Origin of the sequence: Haloplanus sp. HW8-1 (assembly GCF_023703795.1) — an archaeon.
Lineage (GTDB): Archaea > Halobacteriota > Halobacteria > Halobacteriales > Haloferacaceae > Haloplanus > Haloplanus pelagicus.
The window spans coordinates 2,824,911-2,845,590 of sequence record NZ_CP098518.1 but is presented as its reverse complement, the minus strand read 5'-3'; the positions used below and the strand labels follow the sequence as shown (position 1 = coordinate 2,845,590).

At 65.0% G+C, this 20,680-nt stretch carries 17 protein-coding genes; 7 read left to right on the top strand and 10 right to left on the bottom strand.

Translation table 11 applies throughout. From position 1 onward, the window contains the following. Positions 1–98: 98 nt before the first annotated feature. Positions 99–317, bottom strand: a complete 219-nt coding sequence (locus NBT82_RS14855; protein WP_251328886.1) for a hypothetical protein — start codon at positions 315–317, stop codon at positions 99–101. A gap of 67 nt (positions 318–384) precedes the next feature. Beyond that, complete coding sequence (locus NBT82_RS14850; RefSeq protein WP_251328885.1) at positions 385–2,631, bottom strand: DUF2206 domain-containing protein; 2,247 nt, start codon at positions 2,629–2,631, stop codon at positions 385–387. 259 nt (positions 2,632–2,890) lie between these two features. Here NBT82_RS14850 and NBT82_RS14845 point away from each other — a divergent pair, with 259 nt between their 5' ends. Genes NBT82_RS14845 through NBT82_RS14830 form a run of 4 tightly spaced genes read left to right on the top strand, consistent with a single transcriptional unit; the run spans position 2,891 to position 8,292 of the window. Next, positions 2,891–4,630 carry a hypothetical protein gene (locus tag NBT82_RS14845; RefSeq protein WP_251328884.1) on the top strand — a complete coding sequence of 580 codons (1,740 nt, stop codon included), beginning with the start codon at positions 2,891–2,893 and terminating at the stop codon, positions 4,628–4,630. 12 nt (positions 4,631–4,642) lie between these two features. Continuing rightward, a complete protein-coding gene (locus tag NBT82_RS14840) occupies positions 4,643–6,175 on the top strand; it encodes a glycosyl hydrolase family 28 protein (RefSeq protein ID WP_251328883.1) in 1,533 nt (510 codons plus the stop codon). A 36-nt stretch (positions 6,176–6,211) separates the two neighbouring features. After that, positions 6,212–7,264, top strand: a complete 1,053-nt coding sequence (locus tag NBT82_RS14835; protein ID WP_251328882.1) for a hypothetical protein — start codon at positions 6,212–6,214, stop codon at positions 7,262–7,264. Then, entirely contained in the window at positions 7,261–8,292 is a 1,032-nt protein-coding gene (locus tag NBT82_RS14830) for a glycosyltransferase family 4 protein (protein ID WP_251328881.1), read from the top strand. The genes NBT82_RS14835 and NBT82_RS14830 overlap by 4 nt, the downstream gene beginning before the upstream one ends. Before the next feature lie 67 nt (positions 8,293–8,359). Here the strand turns inward: NBT82_RS14830 and NBT82_RS14825 are convergent, their stop codons facing one another. Both NBT82_RS14825 and NBT82_RS14820 read right to left on the bottom strand, forming a co-directional pair. After that, positions 8,360–9,910: a flippase gene (locus NBT82_RS14825; protein ID WP_251328880.1), complete on the bottom strand. Its 1,551-nt coding sequence runs from the start codon at positions 9,908–9,910 to the stop codon at positions 8,360–8,362. A 68-nt stretch (positions 9,911–9,978) separates the two neighbouring features. After that, complete coding sequence (locus tag NBT82_RS14820) at positions 9,979–11,478, bottom strand: sulfatase (protein WP_251328879.1); 1,500 nt, start codon at positions 11,476–11,478, stop codon at positions 9,979–9,981. Positions 11,479–11,813: 335 nt separating this feature from the next. Between NBT82_RS14820 and NBT82_RS14815 the strand changes: the two genes are divergently transcribed. Then, positions 11,814–12,047 (top strand): hypothetical protein, encoded by a 234-nt coding sequence (locus NBT82_RS14815; RefSeq protein WP_251328878.1) that lies wholly within the window; start codon positions 11,814–11,816, stop codon positions 12,045–12,047. 191 nt (positions 12,048–12,238) lie between these two features. Beyond that, positions 12,239–13,057, top strand: a complete 819-nt coding sequence (locus NBT82_RS14810; protein WP_251328877.1) for a CPBP family intramembrane glutamic endopeptidase — start codon at positions 12,239–12,241, stop codon at positions 13,055–13,057. Positions 13,058–13,278: 221 nt separating this feature from the next. Here NBT82_RS14810 and NBT82_RS14805 read toward each other — a convergent pair whose 3' ends face one another. Further along, positions 13,279–13,560, bottom strand: coding sequence for a hypothetical protein (locus NBT82_RS14805; RefSeq protein WP_251328876.1), 282 nt, complete (start codon positions 13,558–13,560; stop codon positions 13,279–13,281). 171 nt (positions 13,561–13,731) lie between these two features. On the opposite strand from NBT82_RS14805, the gene NBT82_RS14800 reads away from it, so the two are divergent. Further along, a complete protein-coding gene (locus NBT82_RS14800) occupies positions 13,732–15,027 on the top strand; it encodes a sulfatase (RefSeq protein ID WP_251328875.1) in 1,296 nt (431 codons plus the stop codon). Positions 15,028–15,033: 6 nt separating this feature from the next. Here NBT82_RS14800 and NBT82_RS14795 read toward each other — a convergent pair whose 3' ends face one another. The 5 genes from NBT82_RS14795 to NBT82_RS14775 are packed head-to-tail and all read right to left on the bottom strand — an operon-like array spanning position 15,034 to position 20,678. Beyond that, on the bottom strand, positions 15,034–15,966 hold the full coding sequence (locus tag NBT82_RS14795; RefSeq protein WP_251328874.1) for a glycosyltransferase family 2 protein: 933 nt from the start codon (positions 15,964–15,966) through the stop codon (positions 15,034–15,036). Further along, positions 15,963–16,907, bottom strand: a complete 945-nt coding sequence (locus tag NBT82_RS14790; RefSeq protein ID WP_251328873.1) for a glycosyltransferase family 2 protein — start codon at positions 16,905–16,907, stop codon at positions 15,963–15,965. The genes NBT82_RS14795 and NBT82_RS14790 overlap by 4 nt, the downstream gene beginning before the upstream one ends. Then, positions 16,904–18,232 (bottom strand): sulfatase family protein, encoded by a 1,329-nt coding sequence (locus tag NBT82_RS14785; RefSeq protein ID WP_251328872.1) that lies wholly within the window; start codon positions 18,230–18,232, stop codon positions 16,904–16,906. The genes NBT82_RS14790 and NBT82_RS14785 overlap by 4 nt, the downstream gene beginning before the upstream one ends. Then, complete coding sequence (locus NBT82_RS14780; RefSeq protein WP_251328871.1) at positions 18,229–19,479, bottom strand: sulfatase; 1,251 nt, start codon at positions 19,477–19,479, stop codon at positions 18,229–18,231. The genes NBT82_RS14785 and NBT82_RS14780 overlap by 4 nt, the downstream gene beginning before the upstream one ends. After that, positions 19,476–20,678, bottom strand: coding sequence for a glycosyltransferase family 4 protein (locus tag NBT82_RS14775; protein WP_251331298.1), 1,203 nt, complete (start codon positions 20,676–20,678; stop codon positions 19,476–19,478). The genes NBT82_RS14780 and NBT82_RS14775 overlap by 4 nt, the downstream gene beginning before the upstream one ends. Positions 20,679–20,680: the final 2 nt, after the last annotated feature.

The window sequence follows — 20,680 nt, the reverse complement described above, 5'->3', positions numbered from 1 at the left end:
GCCGTGGTGGGAGCACACCCCATCCGTCACCGCCACTCCTGTGGACGTCGCGCCACCGAACGGGCGTTCGTCGCCTCGACGCGTGATCGTCCTCGACGTCAGTGTTCGTTCGTCCCGAGCGTTCGTTCGACGAGGAACGCGACGGCGAACAGCAACAGGAACGGGGCGCCGACCCGCAGAATGGCGAGCCCTTCCGCGGGAGCGAAGCGCCCGTAGGGAAACACGACGCCGATGGCGACCGGGATCCCGAGTATGACGGCGGTCGTCACGGCCGCCGTGAACACGACGACCGACGATTCGAGGACGCGCTCGTTCATTCAGGCACACCCCCTGTCTCCGGCGGACTCCCCGCGGCGAGGGAGGCCGACGACCGTCGGGTCACAATCAGGTCGCCTCCCCGCCCGTGAACGTCCGCGTGTCGTTTCCGACGAAGTACACGCGGCCGGCGCCGTTCGAGTACACCCTGTGTCGCCTGTCGGTCTCCAGATCGTACGCGCTCATCGGTCGCGAGACGACGTAGTTCACCACCGCTCGGTCCTCCTCGACGTTGTGTCCCATAAGGAGGAGGTAGCCACGCCCCAGTTCCGAGTCGTTCACCGACGTGAACTGGCTGGATTTCCTGAACCGATACGGCGACCGCTCGCTTCGGGCCGCGATTTCGCCGTTCATCCAGTCCGTCGTCTGCGCCCGCGCGTTGCGATCACCGGATATCGGATAGTTGACGTCGCGGTGATCGGCCAGCCAGACGTGCGTCTCGATGTCGTAGGTCGTGTACACGTCGTCGGTGTCGGACTGTGGCACGTTGCTCGGCGCTTCGCCGCCGTACGCGACCGCGGCCATGAACCCCGAGTTCAGCAGGAAGAACACCGCGAGGACGGTCGCGAGGGCGACCTTCCCGCCGAGGAGGGTGGGTGCGCGGTCGACGGCCGCAGCGAGGCGTCCCGAGATCCGACGGGCGCCCGCTTCACACCCCGCAGCTATCGCTCGACCGCACTCGTTGGCCGCCACCGCGGTGAAGACCGCACTGAAACTGAGGACGATCATCATCGGCCGCCCGCCGCCCCACTGTCCGGACATGATGAACGTCCCGCCGAACAGCACGAACAGGAGTGCCGTGGTCGCGAGATACTCGTCGGAGAACTCGGTCCGCAACGCCGGGACGTACCGGCGGACGAAGGCCAGTGCGAGTCCAAAGCCGCTCAACGACGCGACGATCAGGTAGACGTACTTCGAATAGCGGATCGACAGGCCGCCGTAGTCCGTGCTCAGGCGAGTCGCCGTCGCCCCGCCTCCCGACTCGAACAGGCCCGCGAACGAGCTGACGACGTGTTCGGCGATCGAGACGAACTTCGAACTCCGATCGATGTAGTAGTACCACGCCGTGACCACGATGGCGTAAAACGCGACGAAGTCGAGTCTGAGCAGGTTCGGAGGCACCCTGCTCAACAGTCCGTCCTCGGACCCGCTCCCGTCGGCCACGGCCCGCTTCGCCGCTATCGACTCGGCGACGCGGTCGAACAGCCTGAACTGCACGAGCACCAGCAGCGCCCCCCCGAGGGCGAACAGCGCGTAGTAGGACGTCCCGTAGTGGGACACGGCCAGCCCGGCCGCGAACAGCAGGGCCAGGCTACGTCGCACGATGGGCGCCGTCCCGGTATCGCTCATCACCGTCCCGATCAACACCAGAAACAGGACCGGGATCGACGCCCGCGGCGTCGAGGGATACTGGTAGTAAAACGGGTGGGCAAACATGAATATCGCCGCGCCGAGGTAGCCGAGCGAGGGCGACGTGTAGTCGCGGAACGTCACGTAGAGGGCGGGCGGAATGAACGCGACCATCGCCGGCATGACGATCTGTGTCTGGGTGATGATGCCAACATCGAGCACGTGTGCGTACGCGGGCATGAGCACCGCATTCGGCAGGAGCGTCTCCCCGCTCATGGTCCAGACGTGTTGCTCGTACACCCCGACCGTCGACGCGTGTCCGCCGTACACGCTCCCCACCCAGACGGTCTTGTGATAGAGGATCGTCAGCCCCGTTCCCCACGCTGCGAACGCCAGATACCGTTCGTCGACGAACCCCATCACCGCGAACAGGGGAACGCTCGCGACCGCGGCCAGGACCACCAGGAGCGGCGCGGCCTCGTTCGTCCCGTTCAGGTACACGACCGAGAGGACCCCCGCGACCGGCAGCAACAGGACGAGTCCCACCTGCAGGCCGTCCTCGCGGAGCAGCCCACACACCCGCGCGGGGTCGGGCGCGAGGTCGTCGACCGTCGGACCGGAGCGGTACCAGAGGGTCGCGACGGCGATCCCGATCGTCGACAGGGACAGCGCCACCACGAGGGGGAGCGGGGAGAGCGGGTCCGCCAGCCCGAGTTGCAGAAACCCGGCGTTCAGGACGAGCCCGATCAGCATCACGCTCATCAGGCCCACGCCCACGGTGTAGATCAGGGATCGGGCGCGCACCGAGGGCTCGAACCCGAGCGCCGTGAGGACCACACCGCCGGTCGCGAAGGTCAGGAACACGAAGCCGACCACGGGCCGAACGAGGGGGAGTTCCACCAGCGTCTCGTCGAGCAGAGCGATCGCACCGAACAGCACCGTGACCGCGATGGCGAGGTGTTCCACCCGATACCGTCTCACGTGTTCCCACATTTACGTGTTTTATTGAACTGTCCACTCAATTAGAGTTATCGGTCACACGATTGACCAGTGAGGAACGCGCTGACGGGCTTCGATCGGCGGGCACAGGACGCGAATCCGGCCTCGGTCCCCCGGCGGACATTCTCCGAAACGTATGCTTTCGCGGCCGAACCCTCCGGATATCGCGTCTGATACCGTGGCCCTAATGGGTAAATAGATCCGGCCTCACGGTGAGGTAGACGCAATGCCTACTGACAATCACGGGCTAAACACTCCCCCCGAAGGTGCGACCGACTGGCACGTCCCGTTGAACGAGAACTTCAGTTCGCTGGATTCGATCCTGCAGAACATCAGCGGCGACGGCACGACGTTCTCCCCGTCCTCGGTAGCGACGGATCAGTTGACGCTCGACGGCGAGACGCGGACGTCCTGGGAATCGCTGTTCTCGACGGACCCGACGACTGCGGACGACAAGATCATCGTCGCCGACACGGCGGCGGACATCCAGACGGCACTCGACACGCTGGACGGCTCGCAGACCGGCTACGACAGCGACGGCCGGGCCTCCCGGCCCGGCGGCGGCATCGTCATGCTCAAACGGAAGGAGTACACGCCAAGTTCGCCGATCACGCTCAGACAGGGCACCCGACTCGTCGGCGTCCAGCCCGACTGGCTCCTGGGACAGAACCACCACGAGTGGCAGTACTCGGTCATCTCGGGTTCGAACATTTCGTCGGGGCGCCCGATCATCCGGAGCGAGTCCGGCCGGAACCACATGGGCGTCCACAACCTCGTGGTGAACGGCGCCGGCAACGACGTGTACGGCATCAAGTGGGACGTGGGCTCCGGGACGAACATCACGCAGAACGTCATCGTGACCCGGACCCGCCGACCGGGCTACTGGTGTCGCGGCTCGCTCGACACGTGGGTCGAGATGAGCAGCGTCAAGGACTGCGGCGACAGCACCACGCCCGCCGTTCTCATCGAGAGCGAGGACGGCACCATCGGGAGCGGCGGCCAGGACACACAGATCCGCTGGCTCGGCGGCCGGATCTCCAACGACCGCGGCCAGTCGGCGCTGGTGTTCAACTCCGCGCTCGGGCGCTGGTACGACGCCACGCTCAAGTCGAGCGCGTCGCCGGCGACGTCGCCGATGCCGGTGGTCGAACACGACGGCTCGATGCTGGAACTCTCGCGGTGTACCGTCGACGCCTATCGAGGCGCCGGCTCGCACGGCATCCGCCAGTCACAGAACAACCACCTGCGCGTCTCCGACACCCTAATCGAGAAGGGCGACGTCGGGATCTTCCTGAACGGCAACCCGAACACGGCGCTCGATTCCGTTCGCGTCCGGGACATGCTGTCGGCGGGCGTCTACGTGAACACGAACCCGGGCCAGTGGGACCGCGTCGACGTCAGTGGCGTCGACGGCCCCGGCATCGTCTTCGACGGCGCGCAGTGTTTCTCGCAGCTGTCGAACGTCCGGGTCCGGAACTGGGACCGCAACGGGAACGGCAGCCCCGCCGTCGACGTGCGCGGCGTGCAGGGCGGCCAGCCCGGCGACGTTCCGGTGTTCAACGGCCTGGACCTCGGCACCGCCGACTACGCGGCCAACATCAACAACCCACAGCTCTGCATCGTCGACGGCGAGTGGGTCCGCCCCTACACCTACTCGCTCGGCGGGTCCAGCGGCTCGGTCTCCATCTCGGACAAACCCTCGAACCCGACGACGATCCGGATCGACGCCGGTTCCGCCTCGGCGAACCTCCGGGGCATCGACGGCCGCACCACCGACGGGAGCGTCGTCGTCGTCGAGCGCACCGGCTCGAAGCAGGTGATCCTCGAACACGACGGCTCGGCGACCAACCCGCTGCTCAACCGCTCCGGCACGGACGAGACGCTCATCTCGGCCGGCGCCGTCGCCGCGTACCGCTACGACTCCCAGACCGGCGCCTGGCGTGAAGTCTGGAGCAACACCGCGTAATACCTCCCAACCATGCCGACCAACAACTACGACCTCAACACGCCCGCGGAGGGCACGACCGACTGGCACGTCCCGCTGAACGAGAACTTCGAGAGTCTTGATTCGCTGCTGTACCAGCTAGAGACTGACGGCTCGATTAACGACGGCGGTGTGCGGCACGCATTGGAGTTCTCGGGTGAGAACGGCGGTGAAATGATTCAAGCGGCGATTGATGATGCCGATTCATCAAACGGAAAAAACGTGGTCGTCGTGGATAACCATGGTCCGGATTCGAACGGCTCATGGTTGCTGAATGAGGCTATCCGTGTTCCGGGTAACACCTGCTTGATCTTGGAGAGTACCCGATTGGTTCTCAGCGACGGCTCCGACGATAATATTCTCCGGAATGAGAATATTCAGGACGGTGACTCTGACATTACCATCCTCGGCAGAGGGACAGTCCTTGACCACGCTGGTGCTAATCAGACTCGACAGAACACTTATAATGACAACTGTATTACATTAATCAACGTTGACTCGTTCCTGATTTCCGGTTTGGTTATCCGGAATGCGGAGTCCAGGTCGATTCAGACAGAAGGTTCATCCAACGGTACCATTCGCGATATTCAGGTGCATGGTCGTAAAGCTCTCCGAACGGACGCAGTACACATTACTGGACCGGCAACCAAGATCGTGGTTAGTGGTATCATAGGGGAGACCGGCGATGACTTCCTGGCCGCGGATGCTACTCCTAATCCTCACTCCGCCTATGGCGGCGGTGGAGGTGTATCCAATATTTCGTTCTCCAATTGTCATTATAATAGCATAAAGGGTGGTGGACTGCTTCGAACTGCATCGGGTGCATCATTTGTTTGTGATGGCATCATTCTTGAAAATTCAACAATCGGGAACGGCCAGCCAGCGTTGCGACTGGGCGGAAATGACAACCCCGACAGGAGTCAGCATAAGAATATCTTGGTCAATAATGTGTTCTCAGAATCGAAGGGCATCGAGTGCTACCATTCGGTGATGAATCTCTATGTTTCCCAAATGAATGCTAAAGGGGGTCTCTTGGATAATGACCAACAAAATATGGAAAACGTGCAACTCACGAACTGTGTTGCACGGGAAATGACTGGTCCCGCTATCAAGATTACCGGCGGTACCGTCAACAATCTCCAAATGACCGGGATCTCCGTCCATGATAACGGAACCTCCTTGTCAACAGGGATTGGTTTCTCCGGATCAAGTACCACTGTAAGCAACATCCAGGCAAGCAACATGTTATTTAGCGGATGTGATACTGGTGTCTCGATCTCCTCCGCTGTTTCCACCGATAGTGTCTCGTTTGACAATATTTCCGGTGAGCAAGTGGATAATATGTGGGACGTTGATCCTGGTGATGTCATCATAAACAATACTACTGTTGAATCCTCGAATGCCGAGTTGCCACAGGGCGATTACGCCCCTGGGACGATAGTCGTACATAACGACTCCGGTGATGGTACCGGATCGGGGACTTACTTGTTGACTCCCACTCTCAACTGGGTCCAAATCTCATCTTGAGGAACACTTATGTAATAGAACACTTCCCTTTGTCATATGGACATACTCCTCCTGCGGACCTGGATTCGAAACATCGGCAACGGGTTCATCGATAAAGGCGCCAAGGCACAACTCACTGCGGCTTTTCCGGACGCTAATATCGTGGAGGCCAGCGGCTACGGGGTAGCGGCGGCGGACGAGAACGCCATGGGGGGAATCGACGGATTACTCGGACAGATCGCGAACAGGATCGACTACTCGAAAGCCCCGCAGGAGGTCGAAAACGTGTTCAAACTCCCCGAGAGCATGGAGTTCGATCTCGCCGTTCTCCCCGGCTGCGTTCTCACCACGCACGCGCTGAGAAAGTATCACAGCACGCTGCGATCCATCAGTGACCGAGGGATTCCCATCTTGATTTTGGGTGGGGGTGGCACGTACAACGATCCGATGCGAAACTACGTCAGGGGACAGCTCCGCGAACTCGACTCCGTCGGGTTGATATCACGCGACGGAACAGCCTACGAATATTATTCCGATACGGTGGCGTATTCCCGGGAAGGAATCGACTGCGCGTTCTTCATAAACGACTGGTTCGAGCCACCGGACCTGGAAAAAGAGTACATCACGGCTGCGTTCGACAAGCGAACCGAACCGACGCTTCGGTCGGACGCCGAGGTGATCCGTCCGCATCACGATCCCTTCGGGTTCCCGTTCCAGGGAGTGATCAAGGAGTTCCTACGACCCACCGGAAAGAACGTGGAACTGTCCACCGATATCCTCGCCTCGCTCAAATCCATACTCGCGGCACACCTCGGCGACGGCTATTTCGACGATCCGAACGTGTTCGTTTCCGATCTCCTGGAGGATTATCTGACCATCTACGCGAACACCGATCGGACCATCTCGGATCGGGTTCACGCCTGTGTTCCGACCCTCGTTTACGGAAGCGAGGCGTATCTCTACTACGAGACCGGTCGATCCAAACTCTTCGACGAAGTGATGGACAGGGAGATCACGGACGGATTCTCGACGATCGATCAAGAAAAGCTACGACGAAAGAAGCGTGAACAGGTCGAAGCTATCGACACGGCAGTCGACGAACTGTTATGAGGACTGCCTTCGTCTCCTCGTTCCAGCATCAGGTCCACTTGGCGTGGGCGGAGGACATCGATGCCGACATATTTCACTTCAGAGATGAATCCACGGGCGTTCTCGATGGGACGATTCTCGGAGATGTAGTATCCGGCTATCGATGGCCGGAGTACGACGTCTACATCATCGAGGGTTCGGCGCCCCTCTATTCGGCGTTTTCGAACAGTGTCGCCTCCGATTCTATCGTGATCTATCTCGGCGCGGATCGTGGAATGTATGCCCTCTCGTCCGCGTCCGGACAGCATCCGGATCACACGATCCGAGACGTTGTCATCCGCCGGATCGGCAAGTACGTCGGTAGATCGCTGTCTCAGTCGATCGACGGTGTCATTTCCGTCTCCGATTTCGTGGCCGATTACACGAGACTGTTAACGGGTCCCGACACGCCGATACGTGTGGCGCATCCGTACATTCACGACGAACCGTTCGAAGAACTCGGAGACACGTCTCCCGCGTTGGAGGACAACGTTGCCGTGACCGTCGGACGTGACATGCACTACAAGGGATTCGATGAGCTAATCGAGGCGTGGCCGACCGTTCGCGAAGCCCATCCCTCGGCCGAACTTCGTCTCGTCGGCCCCGGCAACGAACCGGGCACGTACGCCGATGTCGATGGCGTGGACTGTCTCGGGTATGTCGATTCGGTCGCCCATCAGCTTTCCGAAGCGTCGCTGTTCGTCCAGCCCTCGCTCGGTGACGCCTTCCCGGTCAGTACGCTCGAAGCACTCCAGGCCGGCCTCCCGCCGATCGTTACCCAGACGACCGGAACCCGATCGGAGGTGCGAGCGGTCAGCGGCGACTTGGTCGTGGACAACAGTCCCCACGCCCTCGCCGAGGGCATCGTCGACTACTTCGACCGTCCCGCCGAGGAGCGCCGCGAACTCTCCCGCCGCGCCCGCGAGCGCGGCGCTCGCTTCGATCCCGACTCCCGAAAGCAGGCCTTTGCCGACGCCTTCCACAGCCTTCTGGACGAAATCGAGGCCTGAGACGGATCGCCGCGCTCGGGGCCGTGGTCGGCGACGACCGGTCCACCGGTCCGACGGTCCGTCCGACTCACTGGAGTTTCGCGACGACCGACCGAACCGCCGTCAGGTCCACGCCGACGCGTTGCTCGAACAGCGAGACCATCTCCTCGTCCTCGCTCTCGACCCCGCCGATGACGACGAGCGCCGGTGCGTACACCGCGAGGAAGGCGATCCCCCACGCGAGCGCCGAGAGGAAAGAGACCGTGACGAACTGGACGAAGAGCAGGTAGCCGACGGCGGCGAGCAGCGACGACACGACGACGGTCTTCACCGTCGTCCGCGTGATCGCGAAGATCCCCTCGCGCCGGTAGAGAAAGAGGGCGAAAGCGACGTCGCGGGTCACCAGCGCCGTCGCGGTGGCGGCCGCCGCCCCCACGATGCCGTACCGCGGGATCAGGGTGAGGTTGAGCAGGAGATTCCCGAGGCCGATTCCGGTGTTCACGTACATATTCACCTTGTTGTGACCCAGCGCGACCAGCGCCCGACCGTTCGCGCCCAACAGCGCCGTCACCAGGACGGGGAGCATCAGGACGCGGAGGGGCGTGGCGCCACCCACGTACCCGCTTCCGAAGATCCGGCCGATGATGATCTCGGGAAAGAGGACGAACCCGAGGACGATGGGGAACGTCGTGATCACCATCCACTTCGACGTGATCTGATACGTCCGGAGGGCGTCCCGATGTTTCCCCCCCTTCTCCAGCCGTGCCAGTACCGGGGGGAGCAGGTAGGCGAACGAGAAGAAAAAGAACATGCCCATACTCCGGAACTGAAACGCGACGTTGTAGACGCCCGCCGCGGCGGATTCCAGAAACATTCCGATCAGGACGGTGTCGGTCTGGAAGACGAGAATATTCATGCCGGCGGACAGCATCAGGGGGAGGCCGAACTGCAACACCTCGGTGTGCATCCGCGTCGTCGGCCCGCGGACCGAGAAGCGCAGCGTCCGGCGTGCCAGATACAGCGCGGCGCCCGTCACCACGACCGTCGCGATGACCTTGCCGGCCACCGCGCCGGGGGCTTCGTAGCCGGCGACGATGAGCGCGGAGATGAAGACCAACCCGGTGACCGGTCTGAGGATGTGGTTGACGATGACCTCGGGCACCGCGCTGCGGGACGCCTTCGCTGCCGCGACACTGAGTGATTTCAGGGCGGTGAACGGGAGGCCGAGCGCGGCGATCCGCAACAGCAGCGTGAGATCGCTGTCGTCGAACACGGCCGCCGAAATCCACGGGGCGGCGAGAAACAGAGACCCCGCGACGATACCGCTCATGACCACGACGATCTGGCCACTCGCCTTCACGACGCCGCGTGCCTTCTCCGGGTCGTCCTCGTAGTACGGGATCTTTCGCTGTAGCCCGCCCGGCAGCCCCAGCACTACGAACAGCACGACGATCCCGACGGTGATGTTGACCAGTACGACGCTTCCGTACGCGTCCACACCGAGCAGGCGCGCCATCACGAGCTGTGAGAGGAACCCGAACAGCAGTTTGGTGATGCGCCCCCCGACGATCAGCCCCGCGCCTCCCGCGATGGTCGACAGGGAGTCGGCGGTTCCGTCCTCCGTGGTCTCCTCCGACATGACTGATCTCGTGGCTCGTTCGGGCTACCCGTTCGTCGGCGCGGTTCTCGTCGAGGCGACCGGACACATCACATGTACCCGAGCGCTTCGAGGTGGGCGATTTCGCCCTCGCTCAGCGCCCGGTCCTCGGTCGCGGCCTCGACCAGTCCCCCGAGACGTTCCTGGCTCGTCTCGAGCAGGTCCGGCGGCGCCTCCCGGGGGTCGCGTTCCGTCCCGTCCCGCCAGACGCGCTCCTCGCCGGTCGAGGCGACGACGGCCGCCCACTCGTCGACGTACGACGCGACGAGGTGTCGGCCGAGGACGTCGGCCAGTTCCGGATACTTCTCGACCAGCGCGTCGTTGTCCGTCGCCGGGACCGCTGCCGAGACGACCGCCTCGGTCAGTAGCGGAGCGAGCGGATCGCCCGTCGACTCGCCCAGCCGGTCGGCTCCCTCGGTCAGCAGTCCGAACAGGTCCTTCAGCGAGACGTACTGCTCGACCGTCCGGTTCCCGAGGTCGGGATGGGCGACGACGAGCGGCACCCGAAGGTGGTGGTCGCTCCCGGAGCAGACGTGGCCCATTCGCCGCTCGCCCAGTCGATCCGTCTCGCCCAGGTTCTCCCCGTGGTCGGCTGTGACGACGATCAGCGTCTCCTCGCGCAACCCGGTCCGGTCGAGGGTATCGAGGAGCCGCCGGAGGTGGTCGTCGGCGGTCCGGACCTCGCCGTGGTACAGGTCGCGAACGGTGTCGAGCCACTCCTCCGAGGGTGGGTCGCCGGCGGCGATCCGCTCCATGTAGTTCCAGGGATGGGTCTCGTGGCTCAGTCGCCGCAACTCTCGATACGAGAAGGATCGCCCGCAGTACTCCCGCTGGTAGCGTTCGGGGGGCGCGTACGGGTGGTGGGGGTCCATGTAGTTCGCGAACACGAAGAACGGCCGGTCGCGCTCCGCGTGCTCCTCGAACACCCGCGTGATGCGGTTCGTGTTCTTCGCGGGATCGTAACAGAACTCGTTGAACCGGCTGAATCGGGGGTGGGGGATCCGACGGAGGGCCGGATACGCCCCGACCAGTTCCGCGAGGGCGGCCGCGCCGAGGTTCAGCGCGCTGGCGACGGGATGCTCGTGCGTGAGCACCTGCTTCGCCAGGGTCGCGTAGTCGACGTCGTCCGTCGAGAACTGCTCGCCCGTCCGGTCCGCGACGCGTTTCGCGTACTCGTGTACGTCGAACCCCTCGGGGGAGACGACCAACCCCTGCGTGTTGTAGAACCGATCGAAGGGGGCGTCGAACCCGTACTTCGAGGACGCGAACCCGTTCGCCGAGACGCCGACCGTGTGGTAGCCCGCCGCGTTCAGCGTGTCGACGAGGGGCACGGAGTCGATCGTATGTGACTGGCGGACGACGCCGTGTTCGTCCGGATACGTGCCGGTCGCTATCGACACGTGTGCCGGCAGGGACGACCCCCCCGGCGTGATCGCGTTCTCGAACCGGACGTTCGACGCGGCGAGATTCGACAGCGTCGGTGCGTGCTCGCGCGCGGCGTCGCGTCGACACGCGTCCCAGACGACCAGCAGGATGTTCGGTCGGCTCATGCTCCGTCCGGCCACGCGGTGCCGTCCGTCGGCGTCTCGATCGTGAAGCTACCCCCACACATTGATCCGTCGACCTCGATATGTCGTGCGATAAATAAAAACCTTGAGACATCCCCGTGTGTTGCCAGGTTCCGAAACGTCCCGCCGTAACTCCGGATAACGTTCGTGCGATCCCGACCGCTCGTGTCGCCACCGTCGCCCCAATCTCGGCGCTCCCGGCGTCGAACGATCGTGACGGGGGTGGCGTTCCCGCCGGCGCCCCACTCGTCGCATCCTCGTCTCGTGTACGGAAAGGAATATGTGTGATGAGAAATCATATACTCCCGACCGATCACATGTCGAACGAGTACGAGCAGGCACGGGCGGTCGAACTGCCGACCCGAATCGTCGAGCGAGTCGAGGACCGCCTCCCGCGGACCGAGTGGGACGACCCGGCCGATTACATCACCTTCGTCATGGAAGAGGTTCTCTACCACGTCGAACAGGAGACCGAAGACGACGACTTCGAGGAGGTTGACGAGGACGAGGTCAGGGACCGCCTGGAGTCGCTCGGCTACCTCGACGGGTGATCTCGCCGATCCGGCTTCGCCCGGACGGGACGACCCCGTGTCGTCCCGTTCCGTATGGTCCCTCGGGGCCGGCGGTGGGACGCGATCAGGTAGCCCACTCCGAGGGAGTGGCCACACAGGCCACCGTCCGTCGTTATCATACGCCGAAATCGGCCGATTAAGCTTTTATAACTACCACTACACCCCTGAACATGTCTCGGATCTCCCTCCCCTCGACGTCCCTCGACGTGGCTCCGGACGTCACGTCGAACGCGATGTTGGCCGTGTTCCTCCCGGCGCTGGGACTCCTCTTGGGTGAACTGTTCCTCTCCGCCGGGCTGGTCCAGTCGGCGCTCTGGGTTTACGTCGTCATCCTCCTGTTCTGTACGCTCCTCCCGCTCCGCGTGCCGAGTCCCGTCCCCGTCCTCGCGGGGTTCGCCTTGCTGACGGTGTTTCGGCTGGTCAACCTCTCGATGCCCGTCTTCCTCGATCTGACCGTCCTCTGGGTGCCGCTGGTGTACGCCCCGTTTCCCCTCGCAGGCATGTGGTATCTCCGGCGTAGCGAGGCCGTGGAACCGCTGCTCGATCCGCGGGGGACGCTTCTGTGGACCCCGGCCGCGGTCGTCGTCGGGGCCGTCGTCGGCGCCGTCGAATCTCGTCTCGTCGACGTCCCTTCCCTCCTCCCGACGGTGACGGGCGACGGCCTGTGGCTGCTCGGCGCGGTCGTCGTCGTCGGCGTGATCGCCGAGGAGGTCCTCCTCCGTGGCGTCCTGCAGTCCGCGCTCCGTCGCTCCGTCGGCCCGTGGTTCGGCGTCGGTACCGTCGCCGTGGTGTTCGCCACGATGCAGGCTGCGTTCGGCGGGACGGCCGTCGCTCTCGCGCTCGGTGCGGGCGTGATCTACGGACTCGGCTACGAACTGAGCGAGTCGCTGGTGGTGCCGATCGTCTGCCGTGGAACGGTGAACCTGTCTCTCATGGTCGTGCTTCCCGCAGTCTCGGCCGGCGTGGTCCCCGCGCTGCCGCTGGCCTGACTCTCGGACCGTGCCGTCTCCCGCCGTCTCGCAACGATTCTCGTCCCGTCGCGTCCCGGACGTGACGTGTCCCATCAGCACGGTCCGAAGCGACGTTCACGAGTACGGCCGCCGTGTCCCCGTGCCTCGGGGCGGGTCGGTGACGAGGACGTGGCCGCGGGCGACGCAGGGGCGACGTCGACTCGGATCGCGCCACGGGTCTCCACGGGTCGACTCGTGGGTCAGCCGAGCACCCCGACGGCGAACAGCACCACTTCGCGCTGGAAGATGGTGAACGTGAGCACGGCGAGGAACGTCACCACGAGCGGGAGCGCCACCGCGAGCAACATGTGTCTGACCTCCCGTTTGTTCCCCGCTGCCGTCTTGATCGGTTCGAGCAGGTAGAGATACGCCAGCAGGTAGACGAGAACGAGCGCGACGAACACGTCTCCCGGACCGATCTCGAACCCCAGCCGAACGGGAAGGGTACCGCTCCCCTCCGGGCCGAGAATCGAGAGTCGCATACCCCGACTGGGTCGGCGGCGAACATATAACCACCGCCGGTTCGGCGTGTCCGGTGTCTCGTCTGTCCTCGAACGCGTCGTTCGGCCAGTGAGATCCACCGGTAGATCTATCAATGATCGTAGACGACTACGGGTCGTGCGGTCGATCACGCGCCGGAGGGGACTCCCGAGATGAGCGAGAACGTGATCCTCGTCACCGTCGACAGCCTGCGTGCGGACCACTGTGGCTTTCTGGGCGCCGACCGCGACCTGACGCCGACCCTCGACGCGATGGCCGCCGACGGCCTCGTCTTCGAACAGGCGTTCGCCCCCGGCCCCCGAACGCCGTCGTCGATGCCGGTCGTCTTCACCGGCGAGTTCGTCCGGCAGCGCGACCTCGGCGTGTACCGGAGCTACGACGAGAAGCGGTCGGCACACGTCGAGCGACGTGCCCGCATCCGGCGACACCTCGATCGCTTTCGCACCGTGCCCGAACGGTTCGGGGCGCTCGGCTACGACACCGCGGGCGTCACCGCGAACCCGTGGACCGACGCGGAGACCAACTTCGACCGGGGATTCGACGTCTTCCACGCCGTCCAGAACAGCGACGTCGAACCCCGGAGCCTCCCGCTCGGACGGGCGATCGGCACGCTCACCGACGCCGGCGTCGACGACTGGCTGCTCACCTGGCCCGACTTCTACGACCTGATCATCGAGGCCCGTGCGGAACTCGACGAACCGTACTTCCTCTGGGTCTTCCTCCTCGACCCTCACCAACCCTACTTCACCCCGTCTCGCTATCGCGAGGAGAACTCCACGCCGGCGATGTACTACAGCAACGTCCGCCACAGTCGGTTTCACGGGTATACGGATCCGCTCCCCGCTCACCTCGAAACCCGCCTCGCGCGCGCCTATCGGGACACCGTCCGGTCGGTGGACGCGTTCGTCGACCGCCTCCTCGACGACCTCGCGGACGACGATCCGACGACCGTCGTCCACGCCGACCACGGGGAGTCGTTCCACGAACACGGCACCTACGGCCACCGTCCCCAACTCTACCAGGAGAACCTCCACGTCCCCTTCCTGATCCACGGGGCCGAGACGACGGGCCGGATCGAGACTCCCGTCACACTCCGGGATCTGCCGGCGTACGTCACCCGTGCCGGTTCCGGCGGTCTCGATCCGACTGCCTCCGCCCGTAACTTCCTCCTCTCCCGGACCGAGGAGGCCGAACGGACCGCCGTCCGGACCGACGACTGGACGTATATCAGCGCCGACGAGACGTTCGCCGACTACCTCTACGACTTCCAGCCGGCGGAGCTGTATCGAACGACCGTCGACCCGGGCGAGACGCGAAACCTGATCGCCGAGGCCGAGATGGCCGAACCCGCCGCCCTCCTGCGGGCGGTCCTCGATCGGTTCGACGCACACGGCTGGGAGTGTGCCGCCGTCTCCGCGGCCGCGGAGACGATCCCCGACGACGGGTAGCGCCGGCTACGTGATCTTGCCCCGGTGTTCGTCGCCGAGTACCAGCGCCGAGTAGACCCCCCTCGCGACGTCACGTCCCGGCCGGCCGAACACGGACGCGACCAGATAGCCGGCGAAAGAGAGCGGCAGCCCCGGCACGTGATAGCACGCCAGCGCCGCCTGCCTGATCGCTCGCGGCGACCACACCGTCCGGTTCAGCGTCAACTCCGCGTCGAGGAGGTGCGTGTGACCCACGGCGGTTCGGCGAACGTGTGGCGGATGTCGGTCGTAGAGGTCCCGATACCGGTCGACGAGCGTGAACCGCCCTTCGATGTTCTCCCGCGAGCCGCCGAGACCGTCGCCGTCGTCGCCCTTGGTCACCAGGGGTTCGTCCACGAAATCGAACGCACACCGCTGGGCCAGTTCGATCTTCATCCCCATGTCGTCGGCGCCGTGGAGGTTCTCGAAGGGGAGGATCGCGTCGAGTACGTCGGCGTCGATCAGCATCGTCGACGGACTACTCGGCGTCATGTCGAACATGAGCGCCCGGTCGAGGACGTCGCCCCGCACGTCGGGATCGGGCAGCACCGGGTGGCCGTTCTCCCACTCGATGCCACAGTAGACCACGCCGACCTCGTCGTTCGCGTCGAGCACCGATCGCTGCTTTTCGATCTTTCGCGGGTGAAACCGGTCGTCGTCGTCGAGGAAGTTCACGTACGCTCCCTCGGCCACCTGTGCGCCCTCGCTCCGCCCGGCGTGTGGCCCCCGGTCCTCGTCCTGTGGGATGTACCGGACGTCGTAGTTCTCGGCGACCGGACGAGCGTGTGCCTCCTCGGAGCCGTCGACGACGATGATCTCGATCGGCTCGTAGGTCTGTGCCCGGACGCTCTCGATGGCCTCGCGCAGCCGTTCGTTCCGGAAGTACGTCGGAATGACCACCGAGACTGTCTCGTCGTTCATAGTAGCTTGCTCGTCAGACTGGTCAGCCATCCGGAGTCGGTCTGTCGTGCGTAATGCCCCAGTCCCGCGAACACCCGTTTGACGTATTCGGCGTCACGGCCGAGCAACGAATATCCCGTGATCAGACACGCGAACAGAAGAAAATTCGCTACGCCGAAGCGGGGGCTCTTCAGAAGGAAGTACGACAGGTTGGTCACGTTGGCGTAGTCCGGTCCGTCCGTCTGCCTGTCGGGACCGGTGCTCCGCTTGTGGACGACCGTCGCACGGGGATTGTACACCAGCCGACGGCCGTCGGCGGCCAGACGCGCACAGATATCGAGTTCCTCACAGGTGAACGAGCCGGTCGCGCCGTACCACTCGTCGAACTCGTACTCCTCGAACACGTCGGCCCGAAACGTCATGTTGCAGCCTTGGAACGCCTCGGCGTCCTGTTCACCGCCGCCGACGAGCGTATGCGGCGCCCAGAGGACGCCGATCGGACTGAAGTCACCGATTCTGTCGTGCAGAAACAGTAGCCGAAACGCGGTGAGCGCCCGGTACCCGAGCGACTCCATGTTGGCTTTCCGGATTTCGTCGGGGTTGAAGTTCAACACGTGCCCCCCGACGCCGCTGGCGTCCTCGTTTCGTTCGTACGTTTCGACCACTTCACGCAGCCAGATCGGTGGCAGAATCACGTCGTCGTCCAGAAAGCAGACGATGTCCCCGGACGCATTCGCGACGCCGACGTTCCGACTCGCCATCCGCCCCTCGCCCGGCCCGCCGATGTGGGTGACGTCATCGAGCATCCCGTTTTCGGCGAGACGGTCCCGTGTGCGCTCGAGATCGCCGTCGTCGACGATGATTATCTCGTCGGGTTGCTCGAACTGATTGCGGAGGGAGTGGACACACTCGACCACGTCGTCCTGGCGTTCGTACGTCGCGATGATGATGCTCGTTTTCATGATCGATCGGGGGTCTTCGCAGTCTCGTCTTCCTCCGCCACCAACGCCGCGGCCCGATCCGCGACGTTCGTCACCTCTTTTCCGTGGTGAAACTGTTGCTGGACCATCGTCCGACATGCGTCGACGACAGCCCTGTGTTCTGCCGCGAGGTTCCGCTGCTCGTCCTCGTCGGACGCCAGATCGTACACCGCTTCCTCGGTGGGGCTTCCGGTCTCGGGATCAACCGTCGCGATGTATTTCAGCCGCCGGCCCCGGACGGCGAACCGCCGCCCGTCCCACGTCGTCGCCGTGGCGATGTCCGGCCGATCGGTCGCCCCGTCCCGTGGGTCTCTGTCGCTCGCGACCGCCCGGAGGATGGCCGGGAGCTGGGTCAACGAGGTCGGTCGCCGCTCCACACCCTCGACCGTCCCGCCGTGGACCACCAGCGGCACGTGGACGTTCTCCTCGTAGAGCGTTCCCTGGTGGCCGTAGGTGCCGTGTTCGCCGAACGCCTCGCCGTGGTCCGCGTGGACGACCACCGCCGGATCGGTGTCGCCCAGATCGGCGAGCAGTCGGTCGAGGAACGCGTCCGTGGCGCGGATCGCGTCGTCGTACAGCGAGACGAGGCTGTCGCGATCCAGCGACGACCCGTCCGAGTCCAGCCACTTCTTGGCCATCCACAGTTTCCAGTTGTGGTAGTACATACCCAGCGGTCCCGTCTCCGATCGGTACTCGCCGTCGACAAGGTACGGCGTGTGCGTATCGAGCAGGAAGATCCAGAGGAAGTACGGCTCCGGGGCATTCCGGACCCACTCGACGATCTCCCGATAGTACTCGGACCACCGCATCGACGCCCGGTCGCCCCGGACGAGCGTCACGAGGTGTTTGAGTTCCGCGAACACCGGGACGTGGGCGGCCTTCTGCATGAGCGTCCCCTCGCCGCCGTCCATGAAATCCTCGTACCGGTCGAAGCCGCGCGCGAACGCGGTGTGCTCGCCCGTGTAGGGGTTCGTGGTGAACGCCCCGGTCGCGTAGCCCTGGCGGTCGAACCACTCGGCGAGCGTCTCGCCGTGCATGTTCCGTGCGATGTTCTCGGTCTTGCGGTCGAGCGTGTCGCCCTCGAACGTCTCCCCGACGGTGTGTGGCGCCATCCGGCGACCGGTGAAGACGGCCGGCATCGAGTCGTACGTGCTCGGGCCGGGCGCGACGGCGTTCTCGAAGTACAGCCCCGTCTCGGCCATCGCGTCGAGGGTGGGCGTGGTGTCGCGGTCGTAGCCCATGAACCCGCAGTGGTCCGCCCGGACACTGTCGACGCTCACCAGCACGACGTTTCGACGGTCGGTCACAGCCGATCCCCCCGGTCCGACACCGCGTCGCGAATCCGACGCCGCTCGGCGACGTGTTCCTCCCGTGCCGTCACCGGCGCCCGAGCCACGGGGTCGAGGTCGCGACTCGGCGACTCCTCCCCGGGGTCGGTCACGAGGTCGTACAGGCGTACCTCGTCCCCGTCGCGCAGGTACTTGTACGTCCGGGCGCGCACGGCCGACCGGTCCACGTCGAGCGTCCGGGCCGGCACGTTCCGGTCGTCGAACGCCGGCAGTTCCCCGTCGATGGCGAGCGATTCGAGGAGCTCCGGCGTCCGCTGGAGCGTGACCGGCGCCGTCACGTTCCGGTCGGCCGCCCCCTCGACGACGAATGGCACGTGGACGTTCTCCTCGAACAGTCGCTGGTGGTGGCCGTAGGTGCCGTGTTCGCCGAACGCCTCGCCGTGGTCGCCGTGGACGGCGATCAGCGGGTCGTCGTCCGCGAGGTCGGTCCGCAGTCGGTCGAGGAACGCGTCCGCGTACGCGATGGAGTCGTCGTACGCCCGCACCAGTCGCTCGTGGGTCGTCTCCGAGAACGGCGGCTCGTGGCCCTGTCGCCAGAGCCGATAGTTGGCGTGGTACATCGCCCGCCACGACTGGGTCCGGTAGTCGTCGGGCACGAGGTACGGATCGTGGGTGTCCATCAGCAGGATCCACAGGAAGTACGGCTCGGGGGCCTGTTCGGTCCACGCGCGGATCGCGTCGTAGAAGTCCTCCCACGGTTTGAACACTTCCTCGCGCTGGATCCAGTTGAGGAGGATTCGGACCGGCAGCACCGATCCGAGCGGAAGGCCGGCGAGTGCGCCGTCGAGCATCCGCTGGTACAGTTCCTCCCGTGAGCCGCCCATGAAGTCCTCGAAGCGGTCGAACCCCCGATCGAATCCGAAGTACCGCGAGGTGTACGGGTTCGGCGAGAAGGCGGCCGTCGCGTACCCCGCCCGGCCGAAGCGCTCGGCCAGCGTCTCCCGTGTCTTCATGTGTCGCCTGATCTTGGCCCGGCGGGTCGCGAGCAGCGACGACCCCGAATCGTCGCTGCCGACCGGGAACTCCCCGGTCATGATCACCGGCATGGACTCCGGCGTCGACGGCCCCGGCGAGATGGCGTGTTCGAAGTTCAGCCCCTCGGCGGCCATCGCGTCGAGTGTCGGCGTGGTGTCGCGGTCGTAGCCCATGAACCCGCAGTGGTCCGCCCGGAGACTGTCGAACGTCACGAGGACGACGTTTCTCACGCCGCCACCTCCCGGTAGACGTCGAGGACGTCGCCCGTGATCCGTGACCACGAGAGATCGTGGGCGCGCTCGTCGACCGCCGCCGCCATCGTCTCGCGCCGTTCGTCGTCGGTGAGTAGCGTCTCCAGGTGCCGCGACAGTTCGTCGACGTCGCCCGGTTCCGAGAGCAACCCGTGTCGTCCGTGGTCGATCTGCTGTCTGATCCCGTCGATCCGCGTGCCGATCACGGGCGTCCCGGCGGCGAGCGCCTCGGCGACGGCGATGCTCGATCCCTCCTCGTACGACGGCAGGACGACGACGTCGCCGAGGTCGTAGAGCGCGGCGAGGTCTCGCTCGGAGACGAAGCCGGTCAGCGTCACGTCGTCGTCGATCCCCGCCTCTGTAATCGCGTCCTCGACGGACTGGACGTACTCGGCGTCCAACTCGGTGTTGCCCACGACGACCACCTCGGCGTCGGCGTCGACGGGGAAGATCCGGCCGGCCGCCCGCGCGAGTTCCAGGACGCCCTTCCGCGGCGTCACCGTGCCGACGAACAGGGCGACCACGTCGGCGTCGACGCCGAACCGCTCGGCCACGCCGGCGCGGTCCGCGTCGGTGACGCCGTCGAACTGCGTCGTGTCGACGCCGTTGGGGATGGTTTCGAGCGCCCCCTCCGAGACGCCGCGGTCGGCGAACGCCTCGTGCATCGAGGGGTTCAGCGCGATCGTCCGGGCCGCCCGCTTGGCCAGGTAGACGTCCGGCGAGACGCGTGGTTCCACCACGCGCTGTTCGGTCTCCCCGAGGTGGGCCGTGTACACGAGTCGGTCCCGGAAGCGGGACGCGACGGTCACGAGGACGTTCGCCGCGAACGGGAGGTGGACGTGGATCACGTCCGGATCGTGGTGGGCAAGCAGGGGAACGGCGGCGCGGGCGAAGTTGGCCCGGTCGACGATCAGTCGCACCGCCCCGAGCGGACTCGACACCATCTCGTAGGGGAGTTGGTCCCAGGGCTCCGCGCTCCCCGTCGCCAGCGCCAGCCGGTGGAAGGCGACGCCCTCGTGGGCCGCCGTCACGTCGAGGTCCCGCCACTGACGTTCGACGACCGTGACCTCGTGGCCGCGCGCGACCGTCTCCCGTGCCAGGTTCCAGACGACGCCCGGGACCGACCCCCGGCCGTCGTACACTTTCTCGTGACCGTCGTAGAGGTGGACGACGTGCATCG